This is a genomic window from Streptomyces tritici (assembly GCF_048500665.1).
Lineage (GTDB): Bacteria > Actinomycetota > Actinomycetes > Streptomycetales > Streptomycetaceae > Streptomyces > Streptomyces tritici.
This window is the reverse complement of record NZ_CP183183.1, coordinates 6,308,534-6,321,150: the sequence shown is the minus strand read 5'-3', so window position 1 is coordinate 6,321,150 and position 12,617 is coordinate 6,308,534. Positions and strand designations below refer to the sequence as shown.

Below are 12,617 nucleotides of genomic sequence, written 5' to 3'. Positions count from 1 at the left end.
TTACGGAGCGGACGGCCCTGTCTCCAAACCCGTTCGGGGAGGGTGTTCGAACACACAGTCGCCGCAGAGGCCGCCGCCGGGACACCGGTAGTACAGGCAGCATGTGGTACGCCGCAGGGCGGGCCCCTGGACGGTGCCGGCGAGCTCGGGCTCCCGCAGCAGACCGGCGACCAGCGGCCCGGCCCGGCGGCCGGCCTCGGGCGAGACGCGCGCGATCTGCCGCAGCGCCCCGGCGAGCGCCGCCCCCGCGTTGCCCCACAGCAGCCGGGGCGCGATGCGGCCGTCGCGCCGGAGGGCGTCGTGGAGCGGGACGAGGTGACGTTCGAGGACGACGCGTCGCAGGGCCGCGACGGAGGCCTCGGCGTACGCGTCGCCGGACCACCACAGGTCGTCGGGGGCGCCGAGCGCCCCGTCCCAGTGCAGCTCCTCCGGGTCGAGCGAGGGGACGGCTCCCTCCAGGGCGGCGCAGCCCAGGGCGACCGACCAGAGCCGGGCGGCGAGACCGAGCTGCGCGGTGGAGGCGGCGACCCGCCGCTCGGAGGTCCGCAGCGAGACGGCGACGCGGTCGATCCGGGCGCCCAGCGGCCCCAGGGACCCCTCGTAGAGGCGCGCGAGGGGACGGTGGTCGCCGGCGGGGGGCGCGGTGCGCCTCAGGACGAAGAACCCACCGAGTACGGACGAGCTCACCTCGGCCACGGCTCGCCTTTCGGTCCGGGATCCCCGTCGGTCCGGGATCAGGGTGCTGCGATGATCGCACGAGGCAGTCTCGTCGAGCTGAGCCCGTCCCCGGCCGGGCCAGGCCGGGGACGTCAGTCCCGACCGAAGAGACGCCTCCTGGGCGCCGCGGCTGCAGGGCGGTCGTCGACCGGCGGCGGGACGTACTCCTGGACGTGCACCAATTCGGCCGTGCTGATCCGAGCCAGCCTCGGGCTGTAGTTGTACGTCCGGGAGCCGCCGACCTCGATCAGCCACGATCCGTCCGGGAACCGGCACACGCTCCGGCCGGCGGTGGCACCGGCCGGCAGGTACACCCCGCGGGGAACGTGTTCCATGGCCAGTTCCCGCGCACGGGTGTCGGCGGCGGCACGGTCGCCTTCCATCGGGATCGACTTGACGAGCTGCCAGTGCTGGTCGTCGCCGGTGGGAACCACCTCCTCGACGAGGACGACGTACTGCGGGGCGGCTTGCGGCGTTCGGTCATCGATCACGCACCCAAGGTAAGGCGACGCCCGGGTGCAGGGGACGAGTGGGGCGACCACAATGGGAGGGTCTCCGTCCGGTGTCGGACACCTGGATGCGGGACCGCGCGCCAATCTCTCGGCGTAGTCCCGTACTCCTCCGGCAGTACGCGGAATCGCGTGCTCAGGGTGGACGACGTGAACGTTTCTCGGAGAGATCGTTGACGACATGAGCCCCCTCCTCGCGGCCGTGCTCCTGTCACTGGTCTCCGCCGTCGCCTACGCGGCCGCGGCGATCGTGCAGGAGCGGGTCGCCGCCTCGTCCCCCGGCCACGTGTACGCCCCGTGGCACAGTCCCGCATGGTGGGGGTCGGTGGCCCTCAACTGCCTCGGCGGCCTGCTGCACGTCGCGGCGCTGGCGTACGGCCCGCTGAGCGTCGTCCAGCCGCTCGGCGCGCTGACCATCGTCTTCGCCCTGCCCATGGCGGCCCTGTGCGTCGGCCGACGGGCCGGCCGGACGGCCTGGCGGGGCGCGCTCCTGGCCACGGTCGGCCTCGCCGGGCTGCTGAGTCTCACCGGCGGAGCGCACTCCGAGGCCCCGGCGGGCGGGGAACGGCTGCTGCTCGCGGCGGTGGCCGCGGGGTTCGTCGCCGCGCTGGTCGTCGTGTCCGGGCGGATACGCCGGCCGGTCGCGCGCGGGGTGGTCGTGGCCGGCGCGGCGGGCGTCTCGTTCGGGCTGGCCTCGGTGTTCACCAAGACCGTCGCGGAGGAGTGGACGGCGGACGCGCCGCTCGCCGAGTGGCCCGCCCTGCTGGCCACGGCCGGATTCGCCGTCGCCGGGCTGCTGCTCTCCCAGGCGTCGTACCACCGGGCGGGGCTCGCCGCCCCGCTGGCGACGGTCACCGTCGTGAACCCGGTGGCCGCCGCGATCGTCGGCCTGACCCTGTTCGGCGAGTCCTTCCGGTACGGCGCGCTGGGCGCCACGCTCGCGCTGCTGGCGGGCGCGGTGGCGGCGGCCGGGCTGGTCCTGCTCACCCTCGGCCGGACGGCGGACGCCCTGGTCCCTGAGGTACGGGGGGCGGCGGAGCGGGCGGCGTGGTCGGCCAGGCCGGGGGGCTCGGGCGGATCGGATCGGTCGGATGGACCGGGCGGAGCGGACGGATCGGATGGCTCAGATCGAGACGCCGCCCCGGCGGAGGTACGCGAGCGGGTCGATGTCGGAGCCGTAGCCGGGCCCCGTGCGCACCTCGAAGTGGAGGTGCGGTCCCGAGCTGTTGCCGGTCGACCCTGAGCGGGCGATGCGCTGGCCGGCGGTGACCCGCTGGCCGTCGCGCACGTTGAGCGCGGAGAGGTGCGCGTACTGGCTGTAGCGCCCGTCGTCGTGCCGTATGACGACCTGGTACCCGTACGCGCCGGCCCACCCGGCGGAGACGACCTTGCCGTGCGCGACGGCCTTCACGGAGGTGCCGGTGGGAACCGGGAAGTCCACGCCGGTGTGGTAGCCGCTGGACCAGGCGGAGCCGGCCTTGCGGTACGGCGTGCCGATCCCGGCGTCGACGGGCGCGTGGAGGGTGTTGCTGCTGGTGCCGGTGCGCGGGGTGGTCCGGGAGACCGGCTTGGTGGCGGTGCGGGGGGTCTCGGCCTTGGGCTTCGGCTTGGGCTTGGCCGTCGGGGCGGGCTGCGGTTGCGGCTTGGTCGTCGGCTTGGGCTTGGCCTGCGGCTTCGTCTCGGTGCGCGACTGGGGAGGAACCTGCGACGGCGGGGCGGTGGCGGGCGGCGGGGCCGTCCGCAGGGTGAGGCGCTGGCCGGGCAGGATCAGATCGGGGTCGTCGCCGACGACGCTCCGGTTGGCCTGGTAGAGCCCCTGCCAGCCGCCTGCGACGCGTTCCTCCTGCGCGATGAGGGACAGCGAGTCGCCGGGCTCGACGGTGTACATCTTCCGGACGGTCGGCACGGTGGTCGGCGAGACGGGCGGGGTCTGCCGGGCCTGCGGCTTCTTGGGTGCGGCGTCGGGCGCACGGTCCCGGTCGGCCTTCGGCGCACGCTCCCGGTCGGCCTTGGGCTCGCGGCCGCGGTCGGGGGTGATCTGCGGGGCGTCGCCGCCGCGGGTGAGCCCGGCGCGTACGGAGCAGGTGGGCCAGGCGCCGGGGCCCTGCCCTTCGAGCACCTTCTCGGCGATCGCGATCTGCTGGTCGCGGGTGGCGAGGTCGGCGCGCGGCGCGTAGCGGGTGCCGCCGTACGCCTCCCAGGTGGACTGGCTGAACTGGAGCCCGCCGAAGTAGCCGTTGCCCGTGTTGATCCGCCAGTTGTTGGAGGACTCGCAGGCCGCGACCTTCTCCCACACGTCGAGCGAGGCGGCGTGGGCGTCGCCCGCGCCGATCAGCGGCAGCGCCATGCCGGCGCCGCCCGCCGTGACGGTGAGCGAGGCTCGGTTGATCCGGCTCGGCTGGTATCGGCGGTGTCGTCCGCGTACGGCCATGGGCCCCCCTTGAACGCAGCAGCAGCCGCCCAAGGTAGGGGGTGGGAACAGGCCATGACAAGAGCGCGCACGGAAGCCCAAATACCGCTTGTGTGCCCCGAGCTGACGGACCGGCGGATTTCAGCCAACGGGACTCTGGCCCCTCAGGGCCGACGACCGAGTTGCGCGACGCGTCACAGCGGCAAGGCTGGAACCAAGGGCCCCGACCATGGAGAGTGCCATGCACGACCTCGCCTCACTCGCCGACGAGCACCTGGCCAAGGCCAGGGTGGAACCCCACGGCCGCAGCGCCGAGCTGATCATGCACGACGGCAGCCTGCGACAGAGCATCATCGCGCTGGCCTCGGGCTGCGCCCTGGACGAACACAACACGCCACCCGCCGCGAGCCTCCAGGTCCTGCGGGGCAGGGTCCGCATCACGGCGGGCGACTCGTCGGAGGAGCTCGGCGTCGGGCGCCTCGGCATGCTCCCGAAGGTCCGCCACGGCCTGCTGGCCCTGGAGGACTCGGTGGTGCTGCTGACGGCGGTCAACCCGTAGCGGACGACGTCACGGAGGGCCCGCGGGCCCCGGCTGGGGCGTCGGCTCCGGTTCGGGTACGGGCGCGGGCCCCGGCGGCTGCGGGATCGGGTCGGGCGCCGGACCGGGAGGAGGAGGCCCCGGAACGGGCGCCGGCGGCTCGGGATGCGGCGGCGAGGGCGGCGGCTCCGGCGGGTTCGGCCCCGGCGGCACCGGACTGGGCGGCGGCACCGGCACGGGCGACGGCAGGGGCGGCTGGACGGGGTCGGGGTGCGGTTCGGTCATCGCGGGTCTCTCGATTCGACAAGCCGTAGACAGAAGCCTCTCCGAACCCGCCTGCCCGCACCCGCCGAGCACATGCGCGCGGCCAGACCACCGCCCGGCCGCAGCGGCAGCCGCGAGCCCCGCCTGCCGGTGCCGGCCGCCCCCATAAGGGCGGCGCTCCGCCGAGCGCTTGCGCCTACCTGCGCCCGCACGGCAGACAGAGGCGCATGCCTGAGGGGCGCGTGCCTGCGCCCACGCGCCAGGCAAGACGCACGCGTGAGGTCAGCGCCGCGCGGCTGCGGCGACCGCGGCCAGACCAGCACGGGCGCCGCCCAGCAACCGGCCGCCGGCACCGCCATGCGCATGCACCCGCCTCCGCCCACGCGGCCGACAAAAGCGCACGCGGGAGGTCAGCGGCGCGCGGCCTCGGCGGCAGCCGCGAGGCCGCTCCGGGGGCTGGCCAGTACCGGCAGGCGGGTCGTCACCCGGGTGGCCGCGTCGGCCATGGACGCCTGGGCCAGCACGATCACGTCCGCCTCGTCCTCGGGCACGGCATCGACGGCGGCGACCACCGCGGCCAGGTACCCCTCCCGGTCCCCCGCCTCGAACCGCCGCCACGCCCCGTCCACGAGCCGCGCGTCGATGCGCGGCCCGGCGGCTCCCGCGGCCTCCTCGCGGATCAGCTCGACGGTGGGTCCGAGGGTGCTCTCGACGGCGGCGAGGACCGTCACGCGCCGCGCCTGCGCGGCCCGCGCGGCCATGGGCCGGTCGACCCGGAGCACGGGGACGCCGAGCGGACCGGCCGCGGCCTCGGTGACGCCCCCGATCGTGGAGCAGGTGCAGAGCACCGCGCGAGCTCCTTCCGCGACGGCGCCCCGCAGCAGCCGCACGACGTCCTGGGCGACGGCCTCGGGCCCGCCCTCCCGCGCCCGTGCGAGCAGCTCCTCGGAGACGAGGTGCCGCAGCACGAGCCCGGGATGCTCCGCGTCCCGCAGCCCGTCGAAGACGGGCACGTGAACGGGCGAGGTGTGCAGCAGGGCGAGCACCCCGGACGTCACTCCCTAGACCTGCGCCGGCACGGCGTGCGGGCTGCGCGCCTGGTCGGTGCCAGGGACGGGCGCGGAGGCGTCCGTACCCAGCTCGACGATGCGGTTGTCCGCGTCCACGTGCACCACGCGCGGCACGAGCGACCGCGCCTCGGCGTCGTCGACCTGCGCGTAGCTGATGAGAATCACCAGGTCACCGGGGTGCACGAGGTGCGCCGCGGCCCCGTTGATCCCGATCACCCCGGACCCGCGCTCCCCCTCGATGACGTACGTCTCGAGCCGGGCCCCGTTGTCGATGTCGACGATGTGCACCAGCTCCCCCGGCAGCAGATCCGCCGCCTCCATGAGCTCGGCGTCGATCGTCACGGACCCGACGTAGTGCAGATCGGCCTGCGTGACCGTGGCACGGTGGATCTTGGACTTGAACATGGTACGCATCATCGAGGTACTCCTGGACTTAGGCTCCCTGCCTGCGTTTTTGCAGGTCAAGGGCTGTTTCCACACCCTACAACGAGTCGCGGGCCGGGCAGCATTCCCCACGTCTTCCGGACTCATGCCGACCGCTTGCCGCCTTTCCTGACACATCGTCAGGCGACCGAGAGGGCTTCACTCGCTCTCCCTGGCCCCACCGCGACGACCCCACAAGCCTACGCAGCACACACTCAGGAACCCTCGTGATCACCGTCACTCTCACGGACCGTCGCTCCCTGCTGCCCACGGCCCATAGAGGTCACAAAGGCGCAGAAGGCTTCGCGCCCGGAGGACGCCCGGCGTCCTTGGGGTCGCCGGTACCTGCCGCCAGGTCGGGCAAGCACCGGGCGCCGGGGCGCCGGGTGCGGCGGGTGACCCGATGAGATGCGGACGCCGTCCCCTCCGGGCAGAGTGGGGAAAGACCGGTTCGTACCGGAGGTGGTCCTCTGTGGTCCCGCGTGCTGGAGACGGGACGGAGTGATGCGAGGATCGTCGTGACGTCGGAGTGATCGATGTTCCGCAGACGGCCGGCCGACAACAGCGAGGACCTTCTGGTGCGGCTCGGGTCGCTGACCGCCAGGGCGCGGGAGTTGGCCGAGTCGCAGCGATCCCGTGTCGAGCTCGCCGTGGCCCTGCAGCGGGGCATGCTGCCCTCGGACCTGCCCAGTTTTCCGGGCGCCCGGCTGGCCGTCCGCTATGAGCCCGCCAACCACGGGCTCAACGTCGGCGGTGACTGGTACGACGCCTTCTCCCTGCCCGGCGGGCAGATCGGCATGTCCATCGGAGACGTGCAGGGGCACAACATCGAGGCCGCCGCCTTCATGGGACAGGTCCGCGTGGCACTGCGCGCGCTGGCCTCCGTCACCGGAGACCCGGGAGAGCTGCTCGGTCGCACCAACGACCTGCTGATCTCTCTGGGCACCGACCTCTTCGCCACCTGCACCTTCCTGCGGCTCGACCCCGCTGCCGGCACCCTGGAGTGCGCCCGGGCCGGTCACATCCCCCACATCTGGGCCACCACCGACGGCCGCTCCGGCATCGACCACAGCGAGGGCGGGCCTCCGCTCGGTGTGCTGCGCGACGTCGACTACCCGACCACGCTCCGCCGGCTCACCGCCGACGGTGTCCTCGTCCTCCTGACCGACGGCGTGGTGGAAGGGCCCTCGCTCCACGTCGACGAGGGTCTGGACCGGGTGACGCGGCTCGCCGGGATCACCGCAGTCGCCGGGCTGGACGTCGACGCGCTCGCCACCGCCGTCATGAAGCTGGCGGCCATGGTGGGGCACGAGGACGACGCGGCCGTTCTGGTCGTCGGTCATGACGGCGGTCCGGCCCGCTCGGCGGCCGAGGAGTGAGGGGGCTCGCCTCGGGCCGGGTCGGTCCTCGGACCGGCCCGGGCCCGTGTCGTACGGCGGCGCCCGACACGCAGGGGTCCTTGCCCGGTCGTCGCGGCCCGGCCGGTGTCTGATGGCTGACGTGTTGGACACTCGGCGGTTCCGGCCCTCTACGAAGGCCGCTCTGATGTCACTGGCCGTGGCGCTTTGCTACTACGCGGCCGGACGACTCGGCCTGCTGGGCAGCCTCGTCGTCGAAGGCGTGGTGGTCACCCCCATCTGGCCGCCCACCGGCGTCGCCGTCGCCGCCCTGCTGCTGCTGGGCGCGCGGGTCTGGCCCGGGATCGCCCTCGGCTCCTTCCTGGTCATCGCCTCCCTCACCACTCCGGGGCCCACCACGGTGGTCACCGTGGTGAGCAACACCGTCGCGCCGCTCTGCGCCCTCCTGCTGCTGAGACGGGCCGGCTTCCGGCGCGACATGGCGCGGCTGCGGGACGGACTCTCCCTGGTCTTCCTCGGCGGGTTCGGCGCCATGCTGATCAGCGCGACCGCGGGGGTCGGACTGCAGGTGGCGAAGGGCTCCCTGAACACGAGCGAATTCTGGCCCGCCTGGCTGGCCTGGTGGGTGGGCGACACGATGGGGGTACTGCTCGTCGCCCCGCTCCTGCTCGTCCTCGCGGGGCCGGCCGGACGGTTCCGGTTACGGCGCTGGAAGGAGGCGGTCTTTCTGGGGCTGACGACCCTGGTCCTCATGCCCATGGCCGTGCTCAGCCCGATGAGCATGCTCTTCCTCGTCTTCCCCCTGGTGATCTGGGCAGCGCTCCGCTTCCAGCTCGCCGGAAGCATGCTGTGCGCGCTCTTCGCCTCCGTGCTCACCACCTTCGAGGCGACCTCCGGGCGGGGCGCGTTCCTCCACCTGACGGACGTCGAGATCATGGTCAAGCTCCAGGCGTTCAACGGTTCCGCCGCCCTGACCGCCCTGCTTCTCGCCTCCGTCATCACGGAGCAGCATGCGACCCGCCGGTCGGTACGCCGCGCCTGCGAGGAACTGGCGGAGGTCCTGGAGCACCTCGCGGCGGGTGAGCCCTCGCCGCCCCCGCCGGGTCCACCCGGCGCCACCGAGAGCCGGGACGCCCCACCGGGCGGGCACCGGGATCCGTGACACCCGCGCGGGAGCCGACGGACGACACCTCAGCGAGCGGGGTGTTCAGGGTCCGTCTCTTCCGTGTTCTGATTCGGGTCCCCGTCGGCCGGCCGTCACCGAGGGGGCACCGAGGAGGAGCGATGATCACTTGGTCCGGTCGAGCACGTACGTGAACAGCCTGTCCAATTGCTGTGCGGCGGTGTGCATGAGGGACGCGTCGCTCAGCGCACGGCGGGCGGTGTCCAGGTGCCGGCGCGCTTCGTCGCGGGTCGCGGCCCGTCCGCCCAGTTCCTCCACGAGTGCCGCGACGTATGCGGCGGCCTCGTGGTCGAGCGGCTGGGGAGGGTCGAGCAGCGCCGCCAGTTCGCGTGCGGCCGTGCCCCCGCCTGCCAGTGCGGCGAGCATCGGGTAGGTCTTCTTGCCCCTGCGCAGGTCGGCGTGGACGGGTTTGCCGGTCACGGCGGGGTCGCCCCAGATGCCGAGGATGTCGTCCACCGCCTGAAAGGCGAGGCCAAGATGGCGGCCTGCCCGTTCGAGCGTGGTCACGGTCCGGTCGGGGGCGCCGCCGAGGACCGCCCCGAGCGCAAGGGCGCACCCCAGCAGGGCGCCCGTCTTGTGTTCGGCCATCGACCGGTACTGCTCCGGTCCGACTGCGCCGGGGCCGTGCCACGGAAGGTGTTCGAAGCGCAGGTCCTGTGCCTGGCCGGACACCAGCGCGTTCAGGGTCCGGCAGAGGCAGCGGACCGCGGCCGCCGCGTGCCGGCCCGGCGTCTCGGCCAGGGTGGCCACGGCCTGGGCGAGAAGCGCGTCGCCGGCGAGAACGGCCGGGCCGGTCCCGTACGCCTTCCACACCGCAGGCCGCTGCCGGCGCAGGGCGTCGCCGTCCATGATGTCGTCGTGGAGGAGCGAGAAGGTGTGCACGAGTTCGACGGCCACGGCGCCGGGAACGGCCTCCGCGCCATCAGCCCCGACCGCCTCCGCCCCGAGCACGGCGAGCGCCTGGCGCACTCCCTTGCCCTCGGACCCGCCGGAATCCGGAGTACCGGCCGGGTCTGACCAGCCCAGCGCGTACGCCGCCATCTCACCGGTCCACGGATGAAGGCCGCCCACCGCCTTCACCAGCGCAGGCCGGACGAGCTCACGACAACGCTCCAGGACACGGGCCGGCGCTGCGTCATCAGCGATCTCACGATCGAGCTCGCGATCACGAGAGGACCGCACCGTGGCCACGACTGCGGCGCCCGGCAAGCACACCGGCGAGGACGGTGTCGGGACGGCGCTCACCGCAGGCTCTCCGCATCGGCGGACTGAAGCGCCTCGGCCCCGACCGCCGGCAGCACGGGCCTCGCGCCGCCCTGCTCTTGGCCGTCCTGGGCCGGCAGCGGCCCCACCCCCAGTTCGGCCGCTGCCTTGTCCACCATGTCCCGGGCATGCCGCAACCCGATACGGTCCAGCGTGCAGCGCAGTTCGGCCAGGTCCGCGGCAGTGTGCGCGGCGTCGCGGCCCAGGTGGGCGGAGGCCTTGACGAGCCCCAGTCGCGACAGCGCCGTCCCGCGCGGCTCGTCCATCTCGTGGAACTCCTCAAGGGCCAGCGCGTACATCTCACGGGCCTGCTCGTAGCGGCCCGCCCGGTACAGCACGTTGCCGCGCATCTTGTGGTTGTAGGCGAGCGCACTGGACAGTCGCATCTCCCGGCAGACCTCCTCCGCCTGGGACAGCAGCGACAGGGCGCGCTCCACGTCGGCGTCGCGCACGGACACCACGTCCGCGATGCCGCGCAGCGCCCATGCCCACCCGCGCCGGTCCTCGGCTCGGGACGCCGTCTCGGCCGCCTCCTCGAACAGGGCCAGGGCCTCGTCGTATGCGCCGGTGTTGCGGTGCATCTGCGCGATGCCCTCCAGCGCCCACACCGTATGCCGGGCCTCGCCTCGGCGGCGGGCCTCGGCAAGCAGCTGCTCGTGCAGCCTCCCCACGGCCGCGTAATCGCCCTGGATGCGCCCGGTCTCGGCGAGCCCCGCCAGCGAGTAGCCGCGCACGACGACGTCACCGCCCCGCTCGCCCGTCTCGGCGGCCAGCCTCAGCAACCGGTACGCCAGCCTGAACGCACCGCGCTGCCGGGCCAACGTGCCGCCGCTCCACAGAGCCCACGCCATGGCTCCCTCGTGACCGGCCGAACGAGCCGCCCGGTAGCTCGCCTTCCACGCCCGGTCGGCCTCCTCGACGCGCCCGAGCCTGCGGCATGCCTCTGCCACGGCGAGCCCGCAGCGCGCCTCCTCCCGCCGGTCCCCGGCCCGTTCCGCCGACCGCAGCTCCTCCATGCCCCGCGCCAGCACCTCGGGCAGTGAGGCATTCACCGACAACGATTCGAGAGCGCCCTGGTACTCCGGCGCCGACGCCTTCGCCCGCCTCGTCCCACACACCTGACCTGCCATCACACCCCTCCTCGTGCCGACTCGACGATCAAGTCGACACGAGAACCAAGACGGCGACCGCGGGCGTGGGTTGCCTCTCGGTCGAGAAGTCCGCCTCCATACGGACGAGGGATCGTCCTCAAGTGCTACGCGGCTGTCGACGGCTCCTCAGCGGGATGTACGGCGGGCCCGAGCCGAAGTCCACGTCCTCAGCCGCAAGACGCTCGGCGGGACCCCGGCCGAGCAGCGCTCGTCGAACCGTGCACCACGCCTGGGCAGGCGCGGCCGGGTCAGTCGGCGTCGGTGCCGAGCAGGCCCTCGCGGAGGCGCTTCACGGTGCGGGCGAGCAGCCGTGAGACGTGCATCTGCGAGCAGCCCAGCTCCTCGCCGATCTGGGCCTGGGTCAGTTCCTCGACGAACCGCAGGTGGATGATCCGGCGGTCGCGCTCGTCGAGGTCGGCGATGAGCGGGGCCAGCGAGTGGAAGTCCTCCACCAGCTCCATGGCGGGGTCCTCGCTGCCGATGAAGTCGGCCAGCGACGCGTCGCCGTCCTCGTCCTCGCCGCTGAGGGCGGCGTCCAGCGACGAGGAGTTGTAACCGTTGGAGGCCAGCCGCGCCTCGGTGACCTCCTCCTCGGTGAGGCTCATCAGGTCGGCCAGTTCCTTGACCGTCGGCATCCGGCCGAGGCGGGTGCTGAGTTCCTCGGTCGCCTTGGCCAGCTCCACCCGTGCCTCCTGAAGCCGGCGGGGTACGTGCACCGCCCAGGAGGTGTCCCGGAAGAACCGCTTGATCTCGCCGACGATGTAAGGGACGGCGAAGGTGGTGAACTCGACCTCACGCGACAGCTCGAACCGGTCGATCGCCTTGATCAGACCGATCATGCCGACCTGGACGATGTCCTCCATCTCGTCGGCGCGGTGGCGGAACCGACCGGCGGCGTAGCGGACCAGGCTCATGTTCATCTCGATGAGGGTGTTGCGCGCGTACTGGTACTCGTGCGTCCCCTCCTCCAGCGTCGCGAGCTTCTGGAAGAAGACCTTCGACAGGGCCCTCGCGTCCTTGGGTGCGACCGCCGACGTGTCCGGGATCTGCGGCAGCGTCCCCGTTCCGGACTCGACTCCCGTGGTCGGCATCCCCATGGTCGGCATCGTGGTGACGGTCACACCTTTCCCCTTTCACGTGTGTTCCTCATCGGGACGCATGGCCTGAGGCTGTTCGCGTACCCGGACTTCTCGCTTCCACACCGACCAACTCCTCAGGTGGTTCCGGTCGGTTCCTTTCCCCCGGTCGAGGGCAGACGGACGTCGAACCGCTCGTCCGAAGGAGAGTCATGACACGGGATCCCTCGATGAGGGCCGTCGGCTGGGCGCGGTCCCTGCCGCTGGGCAGCAGCGTGAAGACGGCCCGGGACTGGACGCGCGAGCACCTGGCGGCGCTCGGCTGGGACCGCACCGCCCCCGGCGTGGCGGACTCCGTCGTGCTGACGGTCTCCGAACTCGTCACCAACGCCCATGTGCACGCCCACAGCGACGCGCAGTTGATCCTCACCTGGGACGAGGAGTGCCTGCACGTCACCGTGCACGACGCCTCGCCGCAGGTTCCCGAGCAGCGCAGCCCGGACGAGGGCGCGCTGGGCGGGCGCGGACTGCTCCTGGTCGACGCGCTCGCGGACGACGTGCGGACCCGCCCCTGTCCGCGGGGCAAGGACGTCACGGCCTGTTTCCGCCCGACCGCCCCCGGCCTTTCCGGCTGAGGGAGCCGCACTCCACGCAC

At 73.1% G+C, this 12,617-nt stretch carries 13 protein-coding genes; 5 read left to right on the top strand and 8 right to left on the bottom strand.

The annotated features are described in order from the left end of the window. Positions 1 to 696 carry a (2Fe-2S)-binding protein gene (locus ACNJ93_RS29005; RefSeq protein WP_418960416.1) on the bottom strand — a complete coding sequence of 232 codons (696 nt, stop codon included), beginning with the start codon at positions 694 to 696 and terminating at the stop codon, positions 1 to 3. 113 nt (positions 697 to 809) lie between these two features. Further along, positions 810 to 1,208, bottom strand: coding sequence for a hypothetical protein (locus ACNJ93_RS29000; protein ID WP_418960415.1), 399 nt, complete (start codon positions 1,206 to 1,208; stop codon positions 810 to 812). 199 nt (positions 1,209 to 1,407) lie between these two features. Between ACNJ93_RS29000 and ACNJ93_RS28995 the strand changes: the two genes are divergently transcribed. Then, the gene (locus ACNJ93_RS28995; protein WP_418960414.1) at positions 1,408 to 2,469 is read left to right on the top strand and encodes a DMT family transporter; all 1,062 of its coding nucleotides are present in this window, start codon (positions 1,408 to 1,410) and stop codon (positions 2,467 to 2,469) included. Here ACNJ93_RS28995 and ACNJ93_RS28990 read toward each other — a convergent pair. Continuing rightward, on the bottom strand, positions 2,350 to 3,657 hold the full coding sequence (locus tag ACNJ93_RS28990) for a transglycosylase family protein (protein ID WP_418960413.1): 1,308 nt from the start codon (positions 3,655 to 3,657) through the stop codon (positions 2,350 to 2,352). The genes ACNJ93_RS28995 and ACNJ93_RS28990 overlap by 120 nt on opposite strands. A 220-nt stretch (positions 3,658 to 3,877) precedes the next feature. Here ACNJ93_RS28990 and ACNJ93_RS28985 point away from each other — a divergent pair, with 220 nt between their 5' ends. Then, positions 3,878 to 4,195 carry a cupin gene (locus ACNJ93_RS28985; RefSeq protein WP_418961566.1) on the top strand — a complete coding sequence of 106 codons (318 nt, stop codon included), beginning with the start codon at positions 3,878 to 3,880 and terminating at the stop codon, positions 4,193 to 4,195. Positions 4,196 to 4,848: 653 nt separating this feature from the next. On the opposite strand, the gene ACNJ93_RS28980 is transcribed toward ACNJ93_RS28985, so the two are convergent. Together ACNJ93_RS28980 and panD are read right to left on the bottom strand one after the other, a co-directional pair. After that, the gene (locus ACNJ93_RS28980) at positions 4,849 to 5,484 is read right to left on the bottom strand and encodes an aspartate/glutamate racemase family protein (RefSeq protein ID WP_418961565.1); all 636 of its coding nucleotides are present in this window, start codon (positions 5,482 to 5,484) and stop codon (positions 4,849 to 4,851) included. A 15-nt stretch (positions 5,485 to 5,499) separates the two neighbouring features. Then, positions 5,500 to 5,925: an aspartate 1-decarboxylase gene (gene panD / locus ACNJ93_RS28975; protein WP_418960412.1), complete on the bottom strand. Its 426-nt coding sequence runs from the start codon at positions 5,923 to 5,925 to the stop codon at positions 5,500 to 5,502. Positions 5,926 to 6,467: 542 nt separating this feature from the next. Here panD and ACNJ93_RS28970 point away from each other — a divergent pair. Together ACNJ93_RS28970 and ACNJ93_RS28965 are read left to right on the top strand one after the other, a co-directional pair. Beyond that, positions 6,468 to 7,310, top strand: a complete 843-nt coding sequence (locus tag ACNJ93_RS28970) for a PP2C family protein-serine/threonine phosphatase (protein WP_418960411.1) — start codon at positions 6,468 to 6,470, stop codon at positions 7,308 to 7,310. Between the two features lie 166 nt (positions 7,311 to 7,476). Next, a complete protein-coding gene (locus ACNJ93_RS28965) occupies positions 7,477 to 8,451 on the top strand; it encodes an MASE1 domain-containing protein (protein WP_418960410.1) in 975 nt (324 codons plus the stop codon). A 126-nt stretch (positions 8,452 to 8,577) separates the two neighbouring features. On the opposite strand, the gene ACNJ93_RS28960 is transcribed toward ACNJ93_RS28965, so the two are convergent. The 3 genes from ACNJ93_RS28960 to ACNJ93_RS28950 form a co-directional block, all read right to left on the bottom strand. Continuing rightward, positions 8,578 to 9,654, bottom strand: a complete 1,077-nt coding sequence (locus ACNJ93_RS28960; protein ID WP_418961564.1) for a polyprenyl synthetase family protein — start codon at positions 9,652 to 9,654, stop codon at positions 8,578 to 8,580. Positions 9,655 to 9,713: 59 nt separating this feature from the next. Then, entirely contained in the window at positions 9,714 to 10,865 is a 1,152-nt protein-coding gene (locus tag ACNJ93_RS28955; RefSeq protein WP_418960409.1) for a tetratricopeptide repeat protein, read from the bottom strand. Positions 10,866 to 11,134: 269 nt separating this feature from the next. Beyond that, positions 11,135 to 11,977 carry an RNA polymerase sigma factor SigF gene (locus ACNJ93_RS28950; RefSeq protein WP_418961563.1) on the bottom strand — a complete coding sequence of 281 codons (843 nt, stop codon included), beginning with the start codon at positions 11,975 to 11,977 and terminating at the stop codon, positions 11,135 to 11,137. A gap of 197 nt (positions 11,978 to 12,174) precedes the next feature. Here ACNJ93_RS28950 and ACNJ93_RS28945 point away from each other — a divergent pair, with 197 nt between their 5' ends. After that, positions 12,175 to 12,597: an ATP-binding protein gene (locus ACNJ93_RS28945; RefSeq protein WP_418960408.1), complete on the top strand. Its 423-nt coding sequence runs from the start codon at positions 12,175 to 12,177 to the stop codon at positions 12,595 to 12,597. The last annotated feature ends 20 nt before the right edge of the window (positions 12,598 to 12,617 follow it).